The following is a 23139-nucleotide window of genomic DNA, read 5'->3' on the forward strand; positions in this document are numbered from 1 at the left end:
CCTCACCCGGAGATGCTCGCGGGTGTCGCCGCAGGTTCAGGCCCTGGCGTTCCGGTCAACGGAAAACATGTCCGGACGCCCGCGCCAGTGCGCGGCGACGTCGCGCGACAGCGCCCGGGCCGCCGTCGTCAAGGGCGGCAGCAGCCGGCGCGGGTCGGCGCTGCGGGTCCGCGCGACCAGCGACAGCGCGGCGACGACCTCGCCGTCGAAGTCGCGGACGGGCGCGCCGACGGAGGAGGCGCCGAGCGTCATCTCGTCCCGGGTGATCGCGTAGCCGGTGCGGCGGACCTGCTCCAGGCTCTCGCGCAGCTCGTCGGGGTCGGTGATGGACCGGGCCGCGTGCCGGGTCAGCCCGCCCGCGATCAGCTGCTCCAGCACCTCCGGCGGCGCGTGCGCGAGCAGCACCTTGCCGAGGCCGGTGGTGTGCAGCGGCAGCGTCTGCCCGACCTGGGTGAGGACGGGCACCGACCGGGTGCCGCGCAGCCGCTCGACGACCAGCACCCGCAGGTCGCGCCGCACGGCGAGCTGGACGTTGTCGTGCGTGGCCTCGTACAGGTCCTCCATGTGGGGCAGCGCCAGCTCCCGCAGGCCGGTGACGGCGGGCGCCTGGCTGCCGATGCGCCAGAGCCGGGTGCCGATGCGGTACGTCCCGTCGGGCACCCGCTCCAGGAAGCCGCCCGCGGCCAGCTCCCCGACGAGGCGGTGGCCGGTGGCGAGCGGCAGCCCGGCGCGGCGGCAGATCTCGCTGAGGTTCAGGCGCACGTCGCCGAGGGCGAAGGCGTTCAGGATCGCCATCACCTTGCCCGTCACGCTGCTCGGGCGCCCCCGCTCCACCGCCGTTCCCTTTCCGGTCGCCGCGCGCGCGGCGCTCACTCCTCCTCGGCCAGTACCCGCTGAGCGACGGCGAAAGCCGAGTTCGCGGCCGGGACCCCGCAGTAGATCGCCGTCTGGAGGAGCACCTCCTTGATCTCCTCGCGGGTCAGCCCGTTGCGGCGCGCGGCGCGGACGTGCATGGCCAGCTCGTCCAGGTGGCCGCCCGCGACCATCGCGGTCAGCGTGATGCAGCTCCGCGTCCTGCGGTCCAGGCCGGGGCGGGACCAGATCTCGCCCCACGCGTACCGGGTGATCATGTCCTGGAAGTCGGCGGTGAAGGCGTCGGTGCGGGCGACCGCCCGGTCGACGTGGGCGTCGCCGAGCACCTCCCGCCGGGTGGCCATGCCCTGCGCGTGCCGCTCGGCGTCGCCGCCCGCTCGTTCGTCGCTCATCGGACGGATCCCTTCGCCGTGCGGTCGAGGTGCGCGGTGATCGCGGCGGTGACGGGGCCGGGCCGCTCGGCGTTGGCCAGGTGCGCGGCGCCCTCCACGACCGTCAGCGCGGCCCCCGGGATCCCGGCGGCGAGCACGTCGGCGTGGCCGGCCGGCGGGGTCGCGACGTCCAGCTCCCCGGCGATCACGAGGGTGGGCGCGGTGATCTCGCCGAGCCGCCCGGTGGCGTCGAAGCGGCCGAGGGCCTCGCAGCAGGCGGCGTAGCCCCCGGGGTCGGTCGCGCGGAGCATCGCCACATACGGCGCGGCGCCGGTGAAGCCGGGCGTGAACCAGCGGCCGGGGGACGTGGCGGCGAGCGGCTCCACGCCCTCGCGGCGGACCAGCGCGGCCCGCTCGCGCCACGGCTCCGGCCCGCCGAAGGTGGGGGAGGTGCAGCACAGCACGAGCGAGGCGACGCGGGACGGGTGGCGCAGCGCGAGCGCCGTGCCGACGCCGCCGCCCAGCGACACCCCGGCGTAGGCGGTCTCGGCGACGCCGAGCCCGTCCAGGAGCGCGGCGACGCCGTCGGCGAGGTCCTCGACGGTGAACGGGCCGTCGGTGGGTGGCGCCTCGCCGTGGCCGGGCAGGTCGTAGCGCAGGACGCGGCGCGTCCGGGCCAGCTCGGGGAGCTGCGGCAGCCACAGGTCGGCCGAGGTGCCGAGGGACGGGCCGAGGACGACGAGCGGGGCGCCGTCCGGGCCGTCGAGCCGGTACCGGGGCACGCCCGACGGGCCGAACGCCCTGAAACGGCCGGGCTGGTCTGGCTGGGTCACGCGGGGTTCCTCCGGTAGGCGTCGAGGGCTCGGTCGACGAGGGCGGGCGCGGCGCCGGGGCCCGGGTCCTCGCCGAGGACGTCCAGCAGGGCGTCGAGGTTGGCGCGCATGCGGTCGGTGCGGACCTCCAGGCCGCCGGCCAGCTCGGCGGCGGTCTCGGCGGCGCCGCCGGTGAGGCGCAGGCACTCGCGCAGCGGCTGCCACTCGGCGTGCCACTCCCCCGCCGGCCGCTCCAGCGGCGCGGCCTGCGCGGCCAGCACGACCTGCGCGTAGGCGGGGACCTGCAGCGCGGCGGACCGCACCAGCGTCGCCAGCGCCGGGTTCCGCTTGTGCGGCATGGCCGACGAGCCGCCCCGGCCGGGCCCGGCGGCCTCGGCGACCTCGTCCACCTCGCTCTGGGCGAGCAGCCACACATCGGTGGCGATCTTGCCGAGCGCCCCGGCGACCAGCGCCAGCGCGGCGGCGAGGTCGGCGACCGGGCCGCGGCGGGTGTGCCAGGGCAGGACGGGCCGCGCGAGGCCCGCCTCGTCGGCGAACGCGTCGGCGAGGTCGAGGGCGAGGTCGCCGTGGGCGTCCAGCGTCCCGGCGGCGCCGCCGAGCTGCGCGGGCAGCGGGACGGAGCGGAGCCGGTCGCGGGCCTCCAGGCAGCCGACCAGCCATCCGGCGGCCTTCGCGCCGAACGTCGTCGGCAGCGCCTGCCGCCCGAGCGTCCGGCCCGCCATCGGGGTGTCGCGGTGCCGCTCGGCGAGCCCGGCCAGCGCGTCCAGGGCCCGGCCGAGGTGGGCGAGCGTCCCGCGCCGGGCGCGGGACGCGACGATCATCGCGCCGGTGTCGACGATGTCCTGGCTGGTGGCGCCCTTGTGGACGTGCCGACCCGCGTCCCCGGCCAGCTTCCGCAGGTCCGCGACCAGCGGGACGACCGGGTTGCCCGCGCCCCGGGCCCGCCGCGCGACGCTCACCAGGTCGATCCGGCCGGACGCGGCGGCCGCCGCGATCGCCTCCGCCGCGTCCCCGGGGATGATGCCGAGGCGCGCCTGCGCGCGGGCGAGGGCCGCCTCGGCGTCGAGCATCGCGGCCAGGTAGGCGGCGTCGCCGGTGGCGGCCTCCGCCTCCGTCCCGGCGCGGACGGGCGACAGCAGCCCCGCGTCCGGCGCCGGCGCCGGACCCTCGGCAGAGCCCTCAGAACGCAAGGAAGACCGTCTCCCGCTCGCCCTGGAGGCGCACGTCGAACCGGTACTCGCGGTCCCCGGCGGGCTCGGCGACGAGCGTCGCGCGGCGGTCCTCGGGGAGCTCGGCGAGCAGCGGTTCGGCGGCGTGGGACGCCGCGTCCTCGGGGAAGTACAGCCGGGTCGCGACGGGCTTGAGCAGGCCCCGGGCGAACACGAGCACGGCGATGTAGGGCGCCCCGGCCCCGGGCGCGCCGGGCTTGACGGTGCGGAACCAGAAGCCCCCGGCGGGGTCGGTGCCGCAGCGGCCGAAGCCGGAGAACCCGTGCCCGGCCCGCTCGATCGCGCCGGGCCGGGCCGGGACCTCGCCGGTCTCGTCGGCCTGCCAGATCTCCACCAGCGCGTCGGGCACCGGGTCGCCGGCGCCGTCGAGCACCCGGCCCCGGACGGTGATCGCGTCCGCCCGCCAGCCGGGGACGACCTCGGGGCCCGAGGCGTAGGGCAGCGCGTAGCCGAAGAACGGCCCGACGGTCTGCGAGGGCGTGAGGCCCGGCGTCGTGCGCGCCGCCGCGGGCGCCTGGGGCGCCTCCGCCGGCGCCGCCTGTGCTGGGGTGGTCATCAGGTCGTCTCCATCGGGGTGTCGCCGAGCACGATGTCCCACTGGTAGCCGAGCGCCCACTCGGGTTCGGTGGTGTCCATGTCGAACCGGGAGACGAGCCGCTCGCGGGCCTTCACGTCCGGGATCGACTGGAAGATCGGGTCGTAGGCGAACAGCGGGTCGCCCGGGAAGTACATCTGGGTGACCAGCCGCTGCGTGAACGCGGTGCCGAACACCGAGAAGTGGATGTGGGCGGGCCGCCAGGCGTTCGGGTGGTTGCGCCACGGGTACGCGCCGGGCTTGATCGTGACGAACCGGTAGCGGCCGTCGGCGCCGGTGAGGCAGCGGCCCGCGCCGGTGAAGTTCGGGTCGAGCGGCGCGGGGTGCTGGTCGCCGAGGTGGGCGTAGCGGCCCGCCGCGTTCGCCTGCCAGACCTCCACCAGCGCGTCCGGGACGGGGCGCCCGGCGCCGTCCAGCACCCGGCCGGTCACGATGATCCGCTCGCCGAGCGGCTCGCCGGCGTGCCGGCGGGTGAGGTCCTCGTCCAGCCGTCCGAGCTCGTGGTGGCCGAACACCGGCGAGGTCAGCTCGACGCTGTCGGGGCCGAGCTTCGGCATGACGAGGTCGCGGGCGGGAGCGCGCAGGACCGTGCTCCGGTAGTCCGGCGACAGGTACGGGGGGTGCGTCATGCCGTGCCTCCTTCCGCGGCGGTCTCGGGTACGCGCACGTCCAGCGCGGGCCCGGTGGCCGCCTGGACCTCCTCCGGCGACACGCCGGGCGCGGTCTCGACGAGGACGAGGCCGCCGCCGGTCACGTCCAGGACGCCGAGGTCGGTGATGATCCGGTCGACGCAGCGGGCGCCGGTCAGCGGCAGCGTGCACTCCTCCACGATCTTGGGGGAGCCGTCGCGGGCGGTGTGCCCCATCACGACGATCACCTTGCGGGCGCCGTGCACGAGGTCCATCGCCCCGCCCATCCCCTTGATCATCTTACCGGGGACGGACCAGTTGGCCAGGTCGCCGCGAGCGGAGACCTGCATCGCGCCGAGCACGGCGATGTCGATGTGGCCGCCGCGGATCATGCCGAACGACAGCGAGGAGTCGAAGCAGGCGGCGCCGGGCAGCGCCGTCACCGTCTCCTTGCCCGCGTTGATCAGGTCGGGGTCGACCTCGTCCTCGGCCGGGTAGGGCCCGACGCCGAGGATCCCGTTCTCGGCGTGCAGCACCACGTGCCTGCCGTCCGGGACGTACCCGGGGATCAGCGTCGGGAGCCCGATGCCGAGGTTGACGTAGGCGCCGTCGGGCAGCTCGGCCGCGGCGCGGGCGGCGATCTCGTTCCTGGACCAGGGCATCAGCGCACCGTCCGCTTCTCGATGGGCTTGTCGGCGGCCTGCTCGGGGGTCAGCTCGACCACGCGCTGGACGAACACGCCCGGCAGGTGCACGGCGTCCGGGTCGATCTGGCCGGGCTCCACGAGCCGCTCGACCTCGGCCAGCGTCACCCGGCCCGCCATCGCGGCGAGCGGGTTGAAGTTGCGGGCGGCCTTGTCGAACACGAGGTTGCCGTGCCGGTCGCCGACCGCCGCGCGGACGAGCGCGAAGTCGGTGCGGATGCCCTCCTCCAGCACGTACTCCCGGCCGCCGAACTCGCGGACCTCCTTGGCGGGCGAGGCGACCGCGACGGTGCCGTCGGGGGCGTAGCGCCACGGCAGGCCGCCGTCGGCGACCTGGGTGCCGACCCCGGCGGGGGTGTAGAAGGCGGGGATGCCCGCGCCGCCCGCGCGCAGCCGCTCGGCGAGCGTGCCCTGCGGCATCAGCTCGACCTCCAGCTCCCCTGCGAGGTACTGGCGGGCGAACTCCTTGTTGTCGCCCACGTAGGAGCCCATCGCGCGGGCGATCGCGCCCGCGGCGAGGAGCTGCCCGAGGCCGCGTCCGTCCAACCCGCAGTTGTTGGAGACGATCCGCAGATCCCGCGCGCCTCGGTCGTGCAGGGCCGCGATCAGGACCGTGGGCACTCCGCAGAGCCCGAACCCGCCGACGGCCAGCGACGCGCCGTCCCCGACGTCCGCGACGGCGTCCGCCGCCGAGGCCACGACCTTGTCCATGTGCCTCCCATTCCCCCCGGCGGGCCGACCTGGCACGCCTGCGCGGCGCGCCACGCGGACGGCCGCCGAGTCCCACCCTGGCAGCCGCCGGGGCCGGTGGGGCTCCCGGGTTTCCGGTCACCGGAAAATCCGGGGTGCGGGCGGAGCGACGGGAGGTGGACGGAGCGTGGACGGAGCGTGGACGGATTGCGGCCAGGGACCGAGTGAGCGGACCGCGTCGGCGCACCGCGTCGGCGCACCGCGTCGGCGCACCGCGGTCAGATCGTCTCGGGGAGCCCGAACGTGGGGAACAGGGTCGTGTCGAAGAACGCGGAGACCTGCGCGAGGCCCTCGCCGGTGACCGACAGCACGTGCAGCTGGTAGGGGCGGTGCACGCCCTCCTCGTCGCGCTTGTAGACCCCGAACGCGGGCTGGCCGTTAGCGGCGGCCGGGCGGGTGCGCAGCTCGCCGGGCTCGGGGCCGCACTGGGCGATGATGAGCCGGACGATCGTGTCGACGCCGACGTACCACTCGGGGAAGGGCGGCATCTCCCACACCGCGTCCTTCTTGAAGATGGCGACCAGGCTCTCGATGTCGGCGTCCTCGAACGCCTTCGCGTAGCGCTCCAGCAGGTCGCGCTGGGCGGGGTCGGTGGGCTCGACGAGCTCGTCCCGCAGCGGGGCGACCTCCTCCAGCTGCGCGCGGGCCCGCTGGAGCGCGCTGTTGACGGCGGCGGTGGAGGTGCCGAGCAGCTCGGCGGCCTCGGCCGCCCGCCACTTCAGCACGTCCCGCAGGATCAGCACGACCCGCTGCTTGGCGGGCAGGTGCTGGAGCGCGGCGACGAACGCCAGCCGGGTGCTCTCCCGCGCGGCGACGATCGTGGCCGGGTCGGCGGGGTCGGCGCCGAGGACGGCGTCGGGCGCGGGCTCCAGCCACGGCACCTCGGGCGAGGCCACCACGGGCCGCTCGGGGTCGTCGGTGGGCCCGCCGAGGCCGGAGGGCATCGGCCGGTTCCCGCGCTGGTCGATCGCGGTGAGGCAGACGTTGGTGGCGATCCGGTACAGCCACGTCCGCAGCGAGGAGCGGCCCTCGAAGTCGCCGTAGGAGCGCCAGGCGCGCAGGTAGGTCTCCTGCACGAGGTCCTCGGCGTCGTGGATGGAGCCGAGCATCCGGTAGCAGTGCGCCAGCAGCTCCCGCCGGTAGGGATCGGCCTGGTTCTGGAAGTCGTGGTCTGTGTCCAGGGTGCTGTTCGCCATACTGGTGATCACCTTCACTCGGCGTCGCCCGGGCGGCACCGCTCGTCCGCCTCCGGAGGTCCTGCGGGAGACGGTAGGCGCCGGCACCGACAAAACGCGTGCGCGAGCCCCCATCCTATGCGCTGACCTGCACAGAATCTTCACACGGCGACCACGAATCACGCGCGGGCCGCGGTGATCGTGAGGGTATGCGCGTCACGATGATCCTGCCCGCCCTGACCGAGGCGACGTCCCCGTTCTTCCGGCCGGTGAAGTACTCGCTGTTCCCCCCGCTGGGCCTCGCGACCCTCGCCGGGTACCTCGACCCGGACGACGAGGTGCGGCTGGTCGACGAGCACGTCGACACGCTCGACCCGGCCGACGAGCCGGACCTGGTGGTGATCCAGGTCTACATCACCTCCGCCCGCCGCGCGTACGCGCTGGCCGACCGCTACCGGGCGCGGGGCGCGCACGTGTGCCTGGGCGGCCTGCACGTGACCTCGCTGCCGGAGGAGGCCGCCCGGCACGCCGACACGGTCTTCCTCGGGCCGGGCGAGGACACCTGGCCGCGCTTCCTCGCCGACCTGCGCGCCGGGCGCCCGGCGCCGCGCTACGACTCGACGGAGCGGACGCTGGCGGGGCTGCCGCCCGTCCGCCGCGACCTGATCGACCGGCGCCGCTACCTGGTGCCGAACTCGATCGTGGTGTCGCGCGGCTGCCCCCACGTCTGCGACTTCTGCTACAAGGAGGCGTTCTTCGAGGGCGGCAAGTCGTTCTACACGCAGACCGTGGACGCGGCGCTGGCCGAGATCGACCGGCTGCCCGGCCGCCACCTGTACTTCCTGGACGACCACCTGTTCGGCAACGCCCGGTTCGCGGGCGCCCTGTTCGAGGGGATGCGGGGCATGGGACGGCTCTGGCAGGCCGCCGGGACCGTCCAGGCGGTGCTGCGCCCGGGGCTGCTGGAGAAGGCGGTCGAGTCGGGCCTGCGGAGCCTGTTCGTCGGGTTCGAGACCGTCAACGCCGCCAACCTCACCGAGCAGCGCAAGTGGCAGAACATCGACCGCGACTACGGCCAGGTGATCAGGCGGCTGCACGACCACGGCGTCATGGTCAACGGCAGCTTCGTGTTCGGCATGGACGAGGACGACCCCGACGTGTTCGGCCGCACCGTCGACTGGGCGGTCGGCCAGGGCGTCGAGACCGCCACCTTCCACATCCTGACCCCCTATCCCGGGACGCGGCTCTACGAGCGCATGGCGAAGGCGGACCGGCTGCTGCACAGCGACTGGGACCGCTACGACACCCGCACCGTCGTGTTCAAGCCCGCGAAGATGACCGCGCGGCAGCTGGAGGACGGCTACTGGCGCGCCTACAAGGACTTCTACCGGTGGGGGGCGATCATGCGCGGCGCCGCGTCCAAGCCGACGCTGCGGGGCAAGGCCCGGCACGCCGCGTACGCGGGCGGCTGGAAGAAGTTCGAACCCGCGTGGGACGTGCTCATCCGGGCGAAGCGGGCGGGGCGGGCGCTGCCGCTGCTGGAGTCGATCCTGTCCGGATTCGGGACGCGGCCCGCCTCCTGAGCGCGACGCGCCGCCCGCCGCCGCAATGGCCCCAATATTTCGCCCAAACGGGAAATCCCGCCCTTCTCGCAGGCCACGGTCCCGTCATTTCGCGGGAACTCTTCATTCCTCCTCGCGAAACACTTCCGCCGGAGCGGGTATGCCTGCACCCTAGGAACCCCGCACCGTCGGCCTCGGGAGGGACCGTGATCGCCAGACCGGAGGGCGGCCCCCGCGTCGTCGTGGGGGTCGACGACTCCGCGGGCGCCCGCTGCGCGCTCTCCTGGGCGGTCGGCGAGGCCCGGCTCCGCAGGCTGCCGCTCCTGGTGGCCCACGCGGCGCCGCTGCCGCCGCACGTCTCGGCGGCGGGCCAGCTGGGCTCGGGCGTCACCGAGGCGCTGCGCGCCTCCGGCGCCGAGCTCATCGCCCGGCTGCTGGAGGAGGTGTGCGGCGGCCCGCCGGACGGCGTGGACCTCACGGCGCTGGCGCTCGTCGGGGAGCCCGGCGCGACGCTGGTCAGGCTCGCGGGCGACGACGACATCCTGGTCGTCGGGCACGGCGCGCGGGGCCCGTTCTCGCGGCTGCTGCGCCCCTCGGTCCGGCTGCACTGCGCCCGCCGCGCCCACGCCACCCTGGTCTGCGTGCGCCCGCCGGCGTTCGACACGCTGCTGGAGTGCCTGGCCGCCCAGGACACCGCCCCGCCGCGCGAGGCCGGGCGCGCCCCCGACCGGTTCCGCTTCCGGCGCCTCGGCCGCCGCCTCCGCCTGCCGCGCTGACCCAGGACGCGGCACCGGCCCGGCCGAGCGCGTCACCAGGGCTTCACGGGTTCTGCGCCAGGGCCAGGAAATCGGTGGTCATGGCCGTGACGCGGCGAGGATTCCAGGCGGCGCCGATCTGCCATTCCGCCGCCGGGTGCTCGATCGGCATGATGGTCACCGCCGGGGGCGCGATGCGGCCGGCGCTGGCCGGCACGAACGCCGTGCCGACTCCGGCGGCCACGAGCGCCAGCACCGTCTGGAGGTCGTGCGCCTCCTGGATGACGTGCGGGCGGGTGTCCAGCGCGGCGCAGAGGCGGTCGATCTGGCCGGACAGTCCGGGGCCCTTGGAGCGGGCGAGCTGGATGAACCGGTGGCGGCCGGCCCAGCGCGGAACGTCCGCCGCGCTGCCGGGCGGCTGCTCATGCGGGTCGGACGCGGCGAGGGCGAGGCGGTCGGTGGCCAGCGGCACGTGACCCCAGGTGCGCGCGATGGGAAGGCGGACGAAACCGACGTCGAGCTCGCCCGCCGCGAGCCGGTCGAGCTGCACCTGGGAGGACATGTCGTCGAGGGTGACGTCGACGTCGGGATGGCGGCGCCGGAAGGCGGCCACGGCGCGCGGGGCGAGCTCGATGCTGGAGAGCCCGAAGCCGACGGACAGCCGTCCCGCCTCGCCGCGCGCCATCCGGTCGATCCGGTCGGCGAGCGCGTCGGCCCGCCGCACGAGGTCCCGCGCCTCGGGCAGCAGGACCGCGCCGAGGTCGGTGAGCCTGGCGCCGTGGCGTCCGCGCTCGAACAGCCGGCCCCCGACCCGCGACTCCAGGGACTGGATCTGCTTGGTGAGCGTCGGCTGCGTCATCGACAGCTCGTGCGCCGCGCGGCCGTAGTGCCCGTGCTTGGCGATCGCCAGGAAGCCGCGGAGCAGGACAACATCCATTCCACGACTCTATCGAACAGAAGGAAGTATTCATTGGACGAATGGGAGCGCGGTGCGGTGTGCTGGCGATCGACACGAGGACGAGGAGGCGGCGGGTGAGCCCAGAGTCGACCCTGCGCTGCGCGAGCGTGCAGTTCGAACCCCGGCCCGACGACAAGGCCCACAACCTGTCGAGGGTCGAGCACTTCATGCGGCGGGCGGCCGCCGAGGGGGTGCGGGTCGTCGTCTTCCCGGAGATGTGCCTGGTCGGCTACTGGCATCTGCGCCGGCAGCCGGCCGCGCGGTTGCGCGAGCTCGCCGAGCCCGTGACCGGGCCGTCCGTCACCTTCGTCCGCGAGCTGGCGGCCGAGCTCGGCATCGGCGCCGGGGTGGGCTTCCTGGAGGTCGACGACCAGGGACGCCTGTTCAACAGCTATGCCGTGTGCCTGCCGGACGGCGTCGTCCACCACCACCGCAAGCTGCACGCGTTCGAGCACCCGGCCATCGACAGCGGCGACGCCTACACGGTCTTCGACACCCCCTGGGGCGTGCGGCTGGGCGTGCTCATCTGCTGGGACAACAACCTGGTCGAGAACGTCAGGGCGGTCGCGCTGATGGGCGCGTCGGTGCTCCTGGCGCCGCACCAGACCGGCGGCACCGCCTCGCGCAGCCCGCACGGCATGCGGCCGATCCCCGCGCGGCTGTGGCACCGCCGCGACCGCGATCCGGAGGCGATCGAGGCCGAACTGCGGGGGCCGAACGGACGCGAGTGGCTCCTGCGCTGGCTGCCCGCCCGCGCCCACGACAACGGGTTGTTCATCCTGTTCAGCAACGGCGTGGGGGTGGACGACGACGAGATCCGCACGGGCAACGCGATGATCCTCGACCCGTACGGCAGGATCATCGAGGAGACCTGGGCCGCCGCCGACGCCATGGTCGTGGCCGACCTCGACCTCGGCCTGCTGCCGATGTCGACCGGCCGGCGCTGGATCCAGGGGCGGCGCCCGGAGCTGTACGGGATCCTCACGCGCCGGTTCGGGGACGAACGCGACCCCCGCACCGCCCGCTTCTCCACCGAGCCGGTCGCCGTGGAGCGCCGTCCGTGAGCGCCGCGCCGATCCGGTGGGGGATCGTGGGCACCGGGAACATCGCCCACCGGTTCACCGAGGACCTCCTGCGGCTGCCCGACCACGCGGTCGCGGCGGTCGGCTCCCGCTCCCCCGCCACCGCCGCGGCCTTCGCCCGGCGCCACGGCCTGCCGCGCCACCACGGCTCCTACGCCGACCTGGCCGCCGATGACGAGGTGGACGTGGTCTACATCGCCACGCCGCACAACGTGCACCACTCCGCCGCCCGGACCTGCCTGGAGGCCGGGCGGGCCGTCCTGGTGGAGAAGCCCTTCACCACGACCGCCGCCGAGGCCGACGACCTGATCGCGCTGGCCCGCGCGCGAGGCCGGTTCGCGATGGAGGCGATGTGGACCCGGTTCAACCCCGTCATGGCCCGGCTGCGGCGGCTGGTGGGCGACGGCGCGATCGGCCGGGTCCAAGCGGTCTACGCCGACTTCAGCATCGACGTCCCCTACGATCCGCGGCACCGGGTCTGGTCGGCGGAGCTGGCCGGCGGCGCCCTGCTGGACCTGGGCGTGTACCCCGTGTCGTTCGCCTGGATGCTGCTGGGCCCGCCCGACCAGGCGCGCGCCGTCTCCGTCCCCGCGCCGACCGGCGTGGACGCCAACACCGCGATCGTGTTCGGCTACTCCTCCGGGGCGGTGGCCATGCTGCACTGCGGCCTGCGGGCCGAGTCGCCCCAGACGGCGACGGTGATCGGCACCACCGGCCGCATCCACGTCGCGGCGCCGTTCTGGCGCCCCGACGGCCTGACCCTGATGCGCGACGGCGCGCCGCCGGAGACCTTCGGCGTCACGCTGGACGGCCACGGCTACACCTACCAGGCCGCGGAGGTCGCCGCCTGCCTGCGCGCCGGACGCCTGGAATCGGCCCTCGTGCCCCTCGACGAGACCCGCGACATCCTGGGCGTCCTCGACGAACTGCGCCGGTCGCCGGAACACGCCTGGGCGCCGAGATCGGCGGACCGCTAGGGAAAATTGCTCCCGCACGATGAGAAGCTTGGCCCAATGTTCTACTTGCCCTGCATAGGGTGCGGAGATGCGAAAGTACGTCATCATCGGCGCCCAGGGCAGCGGCAAGGGGACCCAGTCCCTGCTGCTCGCGCGGGACCTGGACCTGGTGCACATCAGCGTCGGCGACATCTTCCGCTGGCACGTCAAGAACCACACCAAGCTCGGCGCGCAGGTGCGGCGCACGATGGCGGCCGGGGAGCTGGTCGGGGACGACCTCGTGGAGGGCGTCGTCCGGGACCGGCTCGACCAGCACGACTGGAACTGCGGGTTCATCATCGACGGGTTCCCGCGCAGCCGCCGGCAGACGGAGTTCTTCCTGGAGGGCTACGACATCGACGGGGTGATCCACCTGGACCTGCCGGACGCGGAGGTGCGCCGCCGCGTGCTGGCCCGCCGGCTGTGCTCCCGGTGCGGGATGGACTACAACCTGATCGCCGACCGGCCCACGCAGGAGGGCCGCTGCGACGTGTGCGGCGGCGACCTCGTGGCCCGCGAGGACGACACCGAGGAGGCGGTCGCGGAGCGGCTGCGGACCTACCGCGAGAAGACCGACCCGATCCTGGAGCTGTTCGGCCGCAAGGAGTACGTGGTGACGGTGGACGCGACGCCCGACATCGCGACCGTGCAGCGGACGATCCGGGAGCGGCTCGGGCTGCCCGCGCCGAAATGACCCCGCCCGGGGCCGCGCCCTCGCCGGTGGTGGAACTGGAGGACGACCGGATCGCCGCGCACGGGGTGCGGCTGTTCCTGAAACGGGACGACCTCGTCCACCCGGATCTGCCTGGCAACAAATGGCGCAAGCTGCGCCACAACATCGCGCCCGCCAGGGAGCGGGGGACGCTGCTCACCTTCGGCGGGGCCTACTCCAACCACATCCGGGCCGCGGCGGCAGCCGGGCGGCTCTACGGGTTCGCCACGATCGGGGTGATCCGGGGCGAGGAGCACCTGCCGTTGAACGACTCCCTCGCCCACGCGCAGGGGATGGGCATGCGCCTGGACTACCTGGACCGCGCCGCCTACCGCCGCAAGCACGAACCCGACGTGGTGGCGATGCTGCGCGAGCGGTGGGGCGACTTCTACCTGCTGCCGGAGGGCGGGAGCAACGCGCGCGCCGTGCGGGGGTGCGCGGAGCTGGGCGCCGAGCTGCGCGGCTTCGACGTGGTGTGCTGCCCCTGCGGGACGGGCGGCACGCTGGCGGGGCTCGCGGCGGGCCTGGCGCCGGGGCAGCGCGCGCTGGGGTTCGCGGTGCTGCGGGGCGGCTTCATGGACGGCGAGGTCGAGCGCCTCCAGCGCGAGGCCTACGGGACGCGGCGGGGCGCGTGGAGCGTCGAGCACGGCTTCCACTTCGGCGGCTACGCCCGCCGCACCGCCGCGCTGGACGCGTTCGCCGACGGCTTCGCCGACCGCCACGGCCTCGTCCTGGAGCGCGTCTACGTGGCGAAGATGATGGCCGGGATCTACGCCCTCGCGGCGCGCGGGAGGTTCCCTCGCGGCACCCGCGTCGCGGCCGTCGTGACGGGGCCGGCGGGCGCGTCCGACACCGGCCTTTCCGGCCCGTCCGGGACTGTTGCGCCGGGGAAGCGGGCCTCTCTACCGTGAGGCCATGACCGACGCGCCCCGCTACGCCGACTGTCCCGTCATCGAGGTCGACGTCCTCGTCGACGCCCCGCCCGCCGCCGTGTGGGAGCTGGTGTCCGACCCCGGTCTGCCCGCCCGGTTCAGCCAGGAGCTCAAGGGAGCCCGGTGGGTCGGCGGCGCGGGCGGCCCGGCGCCGGGCCACCGCTTCGAGGGCAGCAACGAGCACCCGGTGATCGGCGCCTGGACGAGCCACTGCACGGTGGTGGAGTGCGAGCCGGGGCGGGTCTTCTCCTTCACCGTCGGCGATCTGGACGGCGTCCAGCCGTCCTCGGCCTGGAAGTACACGCTCACGGCGGAGGGCGCGGGCACGCGGGTGCGCCAGTCGATGCGGCTCGGCCCCGGCCGCTCCCACCTCAGCACCGTCATCGAGGCGATGCCCGACCGCGAGGTCGAGCTGGTCGCGGGCCGCATGCGGGACCTGCGGCAGAGCATGTCCGACAACCTCAGCGGCGTGAAGGCGCTGGCGGAGGCCGGGGCGGCCCGCGCCTGAGCCCCGGCGGGACTCCCGCTAGGCCATCGCCTCCTCGAACGCGCGGTGCTGGGTGTAGTCGCGCGACTCCACGATGCGCCCGTCGCGGACGCGCAGCACGAAGACGTTCGGGACCACGAACCCGCGCCCGGTCTCGGTGTTGCGGCCCGCGTACTCGAACTCGGCGACGATCACCTCGGGGTCGGCCGTCTGGTGGACCACGAGGTTGCGCGTCGTCATCTCCAGCGGCAGGCGCTCCAGCCGGGCGTAGTGCTCGCGCAGCGCCGCGCGGCCCTCGATCCGGGCGGCGGGCTCGGCGAGGGGGTGCACGACCACCGCGTCCTCGGCGTACAGCCTCGGCAGCCCCTCGTGCCTGCCTGCGGTCACCCCGTCGAGGAGCCGCAGGAGGACGGCGCGGGGGCTGGCGAACTCGGACATGGCTTCTCTTCCCTACAATCGGAGGTCCTGCTGCGTAGGAAAATATGGAGCCACGACTCCGCTTGTCAATCGGAAGGCGACGATGACCCCTGCCGCACCCGGCGCCGCGTCCGGCGCCGTGCCAGGAGCCACATCGAGTTCCGCGACCGGCCGGCCGCTGCGCGCCGACGCCCTGCGCAACCGCGCCAAGGTGCTCGCGGCGGCGGAGGCGGTGTTCGCCGCGCGGGGCACCTCGGCGTCCACCGAGGAGGTCGCGCGGGAGGCGGGCGTCGGCATCGGGACGGTGTTCCGGCACTTCCCGACCAAGGAGTCGCTGCTGGAGGCGGTGCTCGCGGCCCTGCTGGAGCGCCTCGCCGACGACGCGCGCGGCCTGCTGGCGGCCGACGACCCGGGCGCGGCGTTCTTCGGCTTCTTCACGCGGGTGGTCGGGCAGGCGGCGGCCGAGCGCGCGGTGGCGGAGGCGGTCGCGGAGGCGGGCCTCGACGGCGCGGGCGGCCGGGCGCGGCCCGCGCTGCGCTCGGCGGTCGGGGCGCTGCTCGCGCGGGCGCAGGAGGCGGGCGCCGTCCGCGCCGACGTGGGCCCCGCGCAGGTGATGGCGCTGCTGGCGGGCCTGTCGTACGCCGCCGCGCGCGTGGGCGCTGGCGAGGACGTCCTCGCGATCGCCTTCGACGGGCTGCGCCCGCCCGCGCGCCGCGAGGGGCCCGCGCCGCGCGTTCCGGCCCCGGGCGGCCCGGTCAGGCGCTGAGCTCGGCGGGCAGGTCGCCCCGGTGCAGGACGGTCAGCGACGTCACCGCGCGGGTCAGCACGACGTACAGGCGCGCCAGGCCGCGCGGCTCGGCGGCGGCGATCGCGGCGGGCCCGGCCACGACCACGTGGTCGTACTCCAGGCCCTTGGCGAGCGTCGCGGGGATGACCAGCAGGCGCCCGGAGCCGTCGGAGTCGGCGCTGAGCACGGTGGGCGCGAGCCCGGCCTCCTCCAGCGCGGCGGCGTGCGCGGCGGCCTCCGCGTCCGGGACGATCAGGCCGACCGACCCGGGTCGCTCCAGCGCCTCGCGCGCGGCCTCGATGGCGCCCGCGACCAGGTCCGGGACCTGGCGCACCTCCAGCGCCCCCGCCCCCAGGCGCAGCGAGCGCGGCCGCTCCAGGCCGGGCGCGACATGCGGGAGCAGCCGGGCGGCGTAGTCCAGCACGGTGCCGGGCACGCGGAACCCGAGGGTCAGCTCGGTGACCTCGCCCTCCTGCCCGAGGTGGGTCAGCACCTCCGCCCAGGAGCGCGCCGACCACGCCGTCGTGCCCTGCGCGAGGTCGCCGAGGACGGTCGCCGAGCCGGTCCCGCAGCGGCGGCCGAGCGCGCGGAGCTGCATCGCCGACAGGTCCTGCGCCTCGTCCAGGACGAGGTGGCCGATCGACGCCGTCCGCTCGGTCAGGTCGGCCAGCTCGTCGAGGAGGGCGCGGTCGGCGGCGGTCCAGCGGGCGGAGCGGTGCGAGCGGGCGGGCCTGGCCCACAGCAGCGCGGCCTGCTCGTCCTCGTCCAGGACGCCCTTGGCCGCGGCGCGCAGGAACCCGGCGTCCGACAGCAGCCGGTGGAGCACCTGCTCGGGGGTGACCTTGGGCCACACCTGGTCGAGGAGCGTCTTCACGGGCCTGCTGCGCGCGACCTGGTCCTGGACGCGGTCGTCGGGCGCCTCGCCGCGCTGCTCCATCCGCACCAGGATCTGGTGGGCGAGCCGCTGGGCGAGGGCGGCGCGCCCGCTGCCGTAGCGGGTGGTGCCGCGCAGCGCCGCCGTCAGCTCCCTGACCTCGTGGTCGGCGAGCCGGTAGCGGGAGGCGCCGCGCGTGACGACCAGCCCCTCCTCGGGCTTGCGGACGTGCGCCCACAGCGCCTTGCGCAGCACGCGCGCCATCCGCGCGTCGCCCTTCAGCGCCGACACGGCGGCCGGCTCCTCCCCCGACGGCGCGCCGAGCAGGTCGTCGATCGTGGCCTGGTCGACGCGGACCTCGCCGAGCGCGGGCAGCACCGCCGCGATGTAGGCGAGGAACGCGCGGTTCGGTCCGACGATCAGCACGCCCGACCGCGACAGCCGCTCGCGGTGGGTGAACAGCAGGTAGGCGGCCCGGTGCAGGCCGACGGCGGTCTTGCCGGTGCCGGGTGCGCCCTGCACGCACACGGTGCGCGGCAGGTCGGCGCGAACGAGGACGTCCTGCTCGGGCTGGATCGTCGCGACGATGTCGCGCATCGGGCCGGTGCGGGGCCGCTCGATCTCGCGGGTGAGGATCTGCGAGGGGCCGGACCCGCCCCGGTCGCCCCGGTCGAGCGGCTCGTCCTCGAACGCGGTCAGCTCGCCGCCCTCGAACCCGAACCGGCGCCGCAGCCGCCAGCCCATCGGGTCGGAGGGGCCGGCCTGGTAGAACGCCCGCGACACCGGGGCCCGCCAGTCCAGGACGAGGGGCCGCCCCTCGGGCCCGTCGTGGACGTGCCGCCGCCCGACGTACATGACGGCCGGCAGATCCGGCGGGCCGTCCTCGTCGCGGTCCATCCGGCCGAAGAACAGCGGGGTGTCGGGATGGTCGGCGAGCGCGGCGACCCGCTGGTCGAGCAGGGACTCCAGGAACTGCTTGGACACCCAGTCGGCCGCGACGTCGGCGGAGAGTCCCTGAGCGTGCTCGCGCATCCGGCGCAGCGCGGCGCGGGACTCGGCGAGATGCGCCCGTTCGGCTGCGAGGGTCGACGGTTCGGCGGGCATGCGCGCGGACCTCCTGAGACGAGGGGGACGTGGGCGAAACCCACGACCTTACCGACTCAGGGCAGCGGCGGCAGCTCCTTTTCCCGCAGCCAGGCGGTGAAGAACGCCTCCAGGGAGCGCCCGGCATGGCGGTCGGCGAGCGCGGTGAAGGCGTCGGTGGTCACCGTCCCGTGCCGGTTCTCCGAGGTCCACTCGCGCAGCGCGCCGAAGAACGCCTCGTCGCCCATGACGCCGCGGAGGGCATGCAGGGCGAGGGCGCCGCGCTTGTAGACGCGGTCGTCGAACATGTCCCCGGGGCCGGGATCGGCCAGCACGAGGTCCTGCGGCTGCCCGGCCAGGCGGTGGTGCCAGCGGCGGGCGTGCGCGGCGGCGGGCTCGCCGCCCGACTCCTCCGACCACAGCCACTCGGCGTGGGTGGCGAACCCCTCGTGCAGCCAGATGTCGCTCCAGGACCCGACCGTGAGGCTGTTGCCGAACCACTGGTGGGCCAGCTCGTGCGCGACGAGCCGCTCCTGGCCGCGCTCCCCGTCCACGTGGTTGGTCCCGAAGATCGACATTCCCTGGGCCTCGACGGGGATCTCCAGCTCGTCGTCGGCGACCACGACCGTGTACAGGCCGAACGGGTAGGGGCCGAACAGGCGGGTGAACGCGCTGAGCATCGCGCCCTGGCGGCCGAAGTCGTGCCGGACGTCCCGCTCGGCCGACGAGGGGAAGAAGACGTGCTGCGGGACGGGACCTTCCAGTTCGAGGAACTGGTAGCGGCCGATCTGCACGCTGGCCAGGTAGGGCGCCATCGGCTCGTCCTGCTCGTACACCCAGGTGGTGTTCGCGCCGGTGCGGCGCCTGCCGGTCAGCCGCCCGTTGGCGACGACCTCGTAGGCCGACGCGGTGGTCACGGTGATCCGGTAGCGGGCCTTGTCGTCGGGGCGGTCGTTGCAGGGGAACCAGGACGGCGCGCCCGTCGGCTGCCCCGCGACGATCGAGCCGTCGGTGAGCTGCTCCCAGCCGAGCCCGCCCCACGGGCTCGGCACCGGGGAGGGGTTGCCGGTGTAGCGGACCTCGACGGTGAACTCCGCGCCGGAATCGATCGGCCGGGCCGGGGTGAGGTGCAGCTTCCCGCGCCGGTGCCGGAACCGGGCGGGCGCGCCGTCCACCAGCGCCTTGCCGACGCGGAACGTTCCGAGGTCGAGGGCGAGGCGGTCGAGCCCGCCCGCGGCGGTGGCCGACAGCCGCGCGGTGCCGGCGAGCCGGTTGGGGCCGACGCGGTAGTCCAGGCCGAGGTCGTAGCGCCCGACCTGGTAGCCGTCGTCGCCGTGGTCGGGGAAGTAGTTCACTGGGCGGTCGGGTCCTCCGGGTCGGTCGCGGCCTCAGGCAGGGCGCCGGGCGCGGCGTCGGTCGCGTGCGGGCGGGGCCCAGGCCGCGATCGGGTTGCCGAGCCACCGGGTGCGGGCGGGCAGCTGCTCGCCGCGCGTGACCAGGGACGCGGGTCCGACCGTGGTGTCCGCCCCGATCGAGGCCGCGGGGAGGACCACCCCGCCCGAGCCTAGCGTCGCCCCGCCCTCCAGCACGACGGTATCGACCCTCATGATCCGGTCGTGGAACAGGTGGGTCTGGAGCACGCAGCCCTGGTTGACGCACGCGCCGTCGCCGAGCCGGACGAGGTCGGCCTCGGGCAGCCAGTAGGTGGCGCACCAGACGCCGCGTCCGATCCGGGCGCCGAGCGAGCGCAGCCACAGGTTGAGCGGGGCGGTGCCGAGCCACGGCTCGGCGAACCAGGGCGCGGCGAGCACCTCGACGAAGTTGTCGGCCAGCTCGTTGCGCCACACGAACGAGCTCCACAGCTCCCGGTCGCCGGGGGCGATCCGGCCGACCAGCGCCCACTTGGCGGCGGTCGCGACGGCGGCGGCGAGCGCCCCGGCGGCCGCCAGCACCAGGCCGGAGGCGAGCACCGCGACGGCGGGCCCGTAGGAGGAGGCGAGCCAGGCGAGGGCGGCGGCGGCCAGCACGCCGACGGCGACGCATCCCATCGCCGGGACGACCCGGCACGCCTCGACGGCCGCGCGCGCCGCCTTCAGCCGCCGGGAGGGCCGGTAGGTGCGGGACTGGTCGGCGGTGTCGGCGGTGCGGTGCAGCCGCACCGGCGGCAGGCCGAGGTAGGACGCGCCGGCCTTGGCCTTCTTCGGCGCGGCCGACAGCACCCCGATCAGCCCGCCCTTGGGCACCTTGCGGCCGGGCGCCGCCATGCCCGAGTTGCCGAGGAAGGCGCGCTTGCCGATGCGGGCCCGCGCGACGCGCATCCGTCCGCCGCCCAGCTCGTAGGGGGCGACCATGGTGTCGTCGGCGAGGAAGGCGCCGTCGGCGACCGAGGTCATGGCGGGCAGCGCGAGGACGGTGGAGGCCTCCACGTCCCGCCCGACGCGCATGCCGAGGGCGCGCAGCCAGGCGGGGGTGAGGATGCTCGCGTACAGCGGGAACAGCCAGACCCGCGCCATCCCCATCAGCCGGCTGGAGGCCCACGCCCGCCACGCCTGCGCGCTGTGCACGGGGTGCTCGCCCTCGCGGAGGCCGGCGCCGAGGAGCCGCACGGCCGCCAGGGTCGCGGCGGCGAACGTCGCGAGGCCCGCGAGCGTGGCGGCGGGGACGGCCAGGAGCGCGGCGGCCAGCGCCTCTCCGAGGGTCGCGGTGCCGCGCAGGGACAGGCCGAGGACGGCCAGGCCCGGCAGCGCGGCCAGCAGCGGGAGGAGGCCGAGGAGCACGGCGGTCGCGCCGTAGGCGAGCGTCCAGCGGCGGGTGCGGGGCGGTCGGCCGGGGCCCTCGGGCCGGCGGGCCTTGCCGCGGCGGACGGCGGGGGCGCCCGCCCACCGCTGCCCTGCCGGGACCCGTCCGGTCACCGCGGCACCGGCCGCGACCTGGGCGTTCTTGCCGACGCGTGCGCCGGGGAACAGGACGGCGCGGGCGCCGACGACGGCTCCGGCGCCGACGCGGATCTCCCCGACCCGCAGGATGTCGCCGTCGAGCCAGTGGCCGGTCAGGTCGGCCTCGGGCTCGATCGCGGCCTCGCGCCCGATCCGGAGCATCCCGGTGATCGGCGGCGGGGCGTGCAGGTCGACATCCGGGCCGACGCGGGCGCCGAGCGCGCGGGCGTAGAAGGCGAACCAGGGTGCCGCCGACAGCTCGGCCGCGCCGAGCCGGGCCGCGAGCTGCTCGGCCGTCCACAGCCGCAGGTGGACCGACCCGCCGCGCGGGTACGCGCCGGGACGCAGGCCGCGCAGCAGCAGCCGGGCCCCGGCGGCGGCGAGCGCCATCCGGCCGACCGGCGCCACGAACAGCAGCGCGCCCGCGAGCACCGCCCACCACGACACCCTCGGCGCCCACGCGAACCCGGCGAGGTTGCCGAACGCGGCGAGGCCGGTCGCCCAGCGCATCGCGCCGAGGGTGAGCAGCGGGACCATCAGCAGGGTCTGGGCGGCGGCGAACCGGCGCGGCACCGGCCGCACCGGCTCCCGCCGCGCCGGGGCCGGTGCCTCCTCCTGCGGCTCGCCGTCGCCGAGGTGGTCGGCGAGGCCCCGCAGGGTCGGGTGCTCGTAGACGTCGCCGACGGCGACGGACGGGTGGCGCGGGCGCAGCGCCGACACCAGCCGGGCGGCGCCGAGGCTGCTGCCGCCGAGCGCGAAGAAGTCGGCGCCGGGGCGGTCGGGCGTCTCCCCCAGCACCTCGGCCCACCGCGCGGCCAGCCACTCCTCGGCGCCGGTGAGGGGCTCGGCGCCCGCCTCGTCCGCCGGGTCGGCGCCGGGCAGCGGCCACGGCAGCGCGTCCCGGTCGACCTTGCCGGAGGTCCGGGTCGGGAGGGTGGCGACGGTCGCGAGCCGGGGGACGAGGGAGGCGGGCAGCGCGTCCCGGAGCCGCTCGCGGGCGGCGTCGCCGTCGAACTCCTCGCCGGTGACGAGGTAGCCGACGAGGACCTGGTGGCCGGTCGGGGTCGCGCGGACGGCCGCGGCGGCGCCGGTCACGCCGGGCAGCGCCTGGAGCGCGGCGTCGACCTCGCCGAGTTCGATCCGGCGGCCGCCGAGCTTGACCTGGTCGTCGGCGCGTCCGGCGAAGACCAGCCCGGCGGGGTCGGCGACGACGAGGTCGCCGCTGCGGTAGGCGCGGTCCCAGCCGAGGGAGGGCAGCGGCGCGTACTTCTCGGCGTCCTTGGCGGGGTCGAGGTAGCGGGCCAGGCCGACGCCGCCGATGACCAGCTCGCCCGTCTCGCCGGGCCCGACGGGTTCGCCGGAGGCGTCGACGACGGCGAGGTCCCAGCCGTCCAGCGGCAGCCCGATCCGGACCGGGGCGCCGCCGCCGAGCGGCGCGGCGCAGGCGACGACGGTCGCCTCGGTGGGGCCGTAGGTGTTCCAGACCTGACGGCCGGGGACGGCGAGCCGGGCGGCCAGCTCGGGCGGGCACGCCTCGCCGCCGAAGATCAGCAGCCGGACGCCGTCCAGGCATCCGGCGGGCCACAGCGCGGCGAGGGTCGGGACGGTCGAGACGACCGTGATCCCCCGCTCGGCGAGCCAGGGCCCGAGGTCGACGCCCGCGCGGACGAGCGCGCGCGGCGCGGGCACCAGGCAGGCGCCGTGCCGCCACGCCAGCCACATCTCCTCGCAGGACGCGTCGAAGGCCACCGACAGGCCCGCCAGGACCCGGTCGGACGGGCGGGCGGGGAACAGCCGCGCCTCGGCGTCGGCGAACGCGGCGGCGGAGCGGTGGGTGACGGCGACGCCCTTGGGGCGGCCGGTGGAGCCGGAGGTGAAGATGATCCAGGCGTCGTCGTCCGGTTCCGGCCGCCCGGCGCGCCCGCCGGGCACGCCGGTGAGGGTGATCGCGCGGCCCTCGCCGACGACGGCGCAGACGTTCGCCTCGCCGAAGACCAGCGCGGCGCGCTCGTCGGGGTCGTCGGCGTCCACCGGCACGTAGGCGGCGCCCGCCGTCAGCACGGCGAGGATCGCGACGTACAGGTCGGCGGTGCCGGAGGGGACGCGGACGCCGACCCGGTCGCCGCGCCCGACGCCCGCCGCCTCCAGCTCCTTGGCCAGCAGCGACGCCTCGGCGAGCAGCCCGGAGTAGTCGAGCGGGGCCGCCCCGTCGTCCAGCGCGGGGGCGTGCGGGTGCCGCAGCGCGGTCGCGTCGAGCACGTCGAGCAGGGTGCGCGGGGGCGGCGCGCTCCGTGTCGATCGGTAGACGGCACGCGCGGTCTCAGCGAGAAGCGGACTCAAGTCTCCCCCGGTGTCCAGGTGGCCGGCGGCCCCTCTTCCGCCGCCAAACCGGACACTGTAC

Annotated in this window: 22 protein-coding genes; 8 read left to right on the top strand and 14 right to left on the bottom strand. The window is 75.7% G+C overall.

Annotated features, from left to right (window positions below; translation table 11 throughout):
* Positions 1 to 36: 36 nt before the first annotated feature.
* From GNZ18_RS33750 to GNZ18_RS33790, 9 genes are all read right to left on the bottom strand, one after another.
* Complete coding sequence (locus GNZ18_RS33750; protein ID WP_308166411.1) at positions 37 to 873, bottom strand: IclR family transcriptional regulator; 837 nt, start codon at positions 871 to 873, stop codon at positions 37 to 39.
* Positions 870 to 1265 carry a 4-carboxymuconolactone decarboxylase gene (gene pcaC, locus GNZ18_RS43870; RefSeq protein WP_156220717.1) on the bottom strand — a complete coding sequence of 132 codons (396 nt, stop codon included), beginning with the start codon at positions 1263 to 1265 and terminating at the stop codon, positions 870 to 872. The genes GNZ18_RS33750 and pcaC overlap by 4 nt, the downstream gene beginning before the upstream one ends.
* Positions 1262 to 2077: an alpha/beta fold hydrolase gene (locus tag GNZ18_RS43875; protein WP_312874891.1), complete on the bottom strand. Its 816-nt coding sequence runs from the start codon at positions 2075 to 2077 to the stop codon at positions 1262 to 1264. The genes pcaC and GNZ18_RS43875 overlap by 4 nt, the downstream gene beginning before the upstream one ends.
* Positions 2074 to 3267, bottom strand: a complete 1194-nt coding sequence (gene pcaB, locus GNZ18_RS33765; RefSeq protein ID WP_156220718.1) for a 3-carboxy-cis,cis-muconate cycloisomerase — start codon at positions 3265 to 3267, stop codon at positions 2074 to 2076. Before pcaB ends, GNZ18_RS43875 begins: the two co-directional genes overlap by 4 nt.
* The gene (gene pcaG / locus GNZ18_RS33770) at positions 3257 to 3862 is read right to left on the bottom strand and encodes a protocatechuate 3,4-dioxygenase subunit alpha (RefSeq protein WP_156220719.1); all 606 of its coding nucleotides are present in this window, start codon (positions 3860 to 3862) and stop codon (positions 3257 to 3259) included. Before pcaG ends, pcaB begins: the two co-directional genes overlap by 11 nt.
* Complete coding sequence (pcaH, locus tag GNZ18_RS33775; protein WP_156220720.1) at positions 3862 to 4530, bottom strand: protocatechuate 3,4-dioxygenase subunit beta; 669 nt, start codon at positions 4528 to 4530, stop codon at positions 3862 to 3864. The genes pcaG and pcaH overlap by 1 nt, the downstream gene beginning before the upstream one ends.
* A complete protein-coding gene (locus tag GNZ18_RS33780) occupies positions 4527 to 5192 on the bottom strand; it encodes a CoA transferase subunit B (RefSeq protein ID WP_156220721.1) in 666 nt (221 codons plus the stop codon). The genes pcaH and GNZ18_RS33780 overlap by 4 nt, the downstream gene beginning before the upstream one ends.
* The gene (locus tag GNZ18_RS33785; RefSeq protein WP_156220722.1) at positions 5192 to 5944 is read right to left on the bottom strand and encodes a CoA transferase subunit A; all 753 of its coding nucleotides are present in this window, start codon (positions 5942 to 5944) and stop codon (positions 5192 to 5194) included. Before GNZ18_RS33785 ends, GNZ18_RS33780 begins: the two co-directional genes overlap by 1 nt.
* Positions 5945 to 6201: 257 nt before the next feature.
* Complete coding sequence (locus GNZ18_RS33790; protein ID WP_156220723.1) at positions 6202 to 7179, bottom strand: sigma-70 family RNA polymerase sigma factor; 978 nt, start codon at positions 7177 to 7179, stop codon at positions 6202 to 6204.
* Positions 7180 to 7367: 188 nt separating this feature from the next.
* On the opposite strand from GNZ18_RS33790, the gene GNZ18_RS33795 reads away from it, so the two are divergent.
* Positions 7368 to 8741, top strand: a complete 1374-nt coding sequence (locus tag GNZ18_RS33795; RefSeq protein WP_156220724.1) for a B12-binding domain-containing radical SAM protein — start codon at positions 7368 to 7370, stop codon at positions 8739 to 8741.
* Positions 8742 to 8926: 185 nt separating this feature from the next.
* On the top strand, positions 8927 to 9496 hold the full coding sequence (locus GNZ18_RS33800) for a universal stress protein (protein WP_173390965.1): 570 nt from the start codon (positions 8927 to 8929) through the stop codon (positions 9494 to 9496).
* A gap of 43 nt (positions 9497 to 9539) precedes the next feature.
* Here the strand turns inward: GNZ18_RS33800 and GNZ18_RS33805 are convergent, their stop codons facing one another.
* Positions 9540 to 10412, bottom strand: coding sequence for a LysR family transcriptional regulator (locus GNZ18_RS33805; RefSeq protein ID WP_156220726.1), 873 nt, complete (start codon positions 10410 to 10412; stop codon positions 9540 to 9542).
* A gap of 95 nt (positions 10413 to 10507) precedes the next feature.
* On the opposite strand from GNZ18_RS33805, the gene GNZ18_RS33810 reads away from it, so the two are divergent.
* From GNZ18_RS33810 to GNZ18_RS33830, 5 genes are all read left to right on the top strand, one after another.
* Positions 10508 to 11497 (top strand): nitrilase family protein, encoded by a 990-nt coding sequence (locus GNZ18_RS33810; RefSeq protein ID WP_216651526.1) that lies wholly within the window; start codon positions 10508 to 10510, stop codon positions 11495 to 11497.
* Positions 11494 to 12492, top strand: a complete 999-nt coding sequence (locus GNZ18_RS43880) for a Gfo/Idh/MocA family protein (protein WP_173390963.1) — start codon at positions 11494 to 11496, stop codon at positions 12490 to 12492. Before GNZ18_RS33810 ends, GNZ18_RS43880 begins: the two co-directional genes overlap by 4 nt.
* A gap of 67 nt (positions 12493 to 12559) precedes the next feature.
* Positions 12560 to 13204, top strand: a complete 645-nt coding sequence (locus tag GNZ18_RS33820; protein ID WP_156220728.1) for an adenylate kinase family protein — start codon at positions 12560 to 12562, stop codon at positions 13202 to 13204.
* Positions 13201 to 14133, top strand: a complete 933-nt coding sequence (locus tag GNZ18_RS33825; RefSeq protein ID WP_156220729.1) for a 1-aminocyclopropane-1-carboxylate deaminase/D-cysteine desulfhydrase — start codon at positions 13201 to 13203, stop codon at positions 14131 to 14133. The genes GNZ18_RS33820 and GNZ18_RS33825 overlap by 4 nt, the downstream gene beginning before the upstream one ends.
* A 4-nt stretch (positions 14134 to 14137) precedes the next feature.
* Positions 14138 to 14662 carry an SRPBCC family protein gene (locus tag GNZ18_RS33830; RefSeq protein ID WP_156220730.1) on the top strand — a complete coding sequence of 175 codons (525 nt, stop codon included), beginning with the start codon at positions 14138 to 14140 and terminating at the stop codon, positions 14660 to 14662.
* Positions 14663 to 14680: 18 nt separating this feature from the next.
* On the opposite strand, the gene GNZ18_RS33835 is transcribed toward GNZ18_RS33830, so the two are convergent.
* Complete coding sequence (locus GNZ18_RS33835; protein ID WP_156220731.1) at positions 14681 to 15079, bottom strand: nuclear transport factor 2 family protein; 399 nt, start codon at positions 15077 to 15079, stop codon at positions 14681 to 14683.
* Between the two features lie 82 nt (positions 15080 to 15161).
* Between GNZ18_RS33835 and GNZ18_RS33840 the strand changes: the two genes are divergently transcribed.
* Entirely contained in the window at positions 15162 to 15824 is a 663-nt protein-coding gene (locus GNZ18_RS33840; RefSeq protein ID WP_156220732.1) for a TetR/AcrR family transcriptional regulator, read from the top strand.
* On the opposite strand, the gene GNZ18_RS33845 is transcribed toward GNZ18_RS33840, so the two are convergent.
* The 3 genes from GNZ18_RS33845 to GNZ18_RS33855 are packed head-to-tail and all read right to left on the bottom strand — an operon-like array spanning position 15814 to position 22997.
* Positions 15814 to 17823 carry a HelD family protein gene (locus tag GNZ18_RS33845; protein WP_156220733.1) on the bottom strand — a complete coding sequence of 670 codons (2010 nt, stop codon included), beginning with the start codon at positions 17821 to 17823 and terminating at the stop codon, positions 15814 to 15816. The two genes, GNZ18_RS33840 and GNZ18_RS33845, sit on opposite strands and share 11 nt — an antisense overlap.
* Positions 17824 to 17879: 56 nt before the next feature.
* Positions 17880 to 19157 carry a M1 family metallopeptidase gene (locus tag GNZ18_RS33850; protein ID WP_214620305.1) on the bottom strand — a complete coding sequence of 426 codons (1278 nt, stop codon included), beginning with the start codon at positions 19155 to 19157 and terminating at the stop codon, positions 17880 to 17882.
* Positions 19158 to 19190: 33 nt separating this feature from the next.
* Positions 19191 to 22997 carry a Pls/PosA family non-ribosomal peptide synthetase gene (locus GNZ18_RS33855; protein ID WP_312874892.1) on the bottom strand — a complete coding sequence of 1269 codons (3807 nt, stop codon included), beginning with the start codon at positions 22995 to 22997 and terminating at the stop codon, positions 19191 to 19193.
* Between the last annotated feature and the right edge of the window lie 142 nt (positions 22998 to 23139).

Origin of the sequence: Actinomadura litoris, from assembly GCF_009733595.1 — a bacterium.
GTDB lineage: Bacteria > Actinomycetota > Actinomycetes > Streptosporangiales > Streptosporangiaceae > Spirillospora > Spirillospora litoris.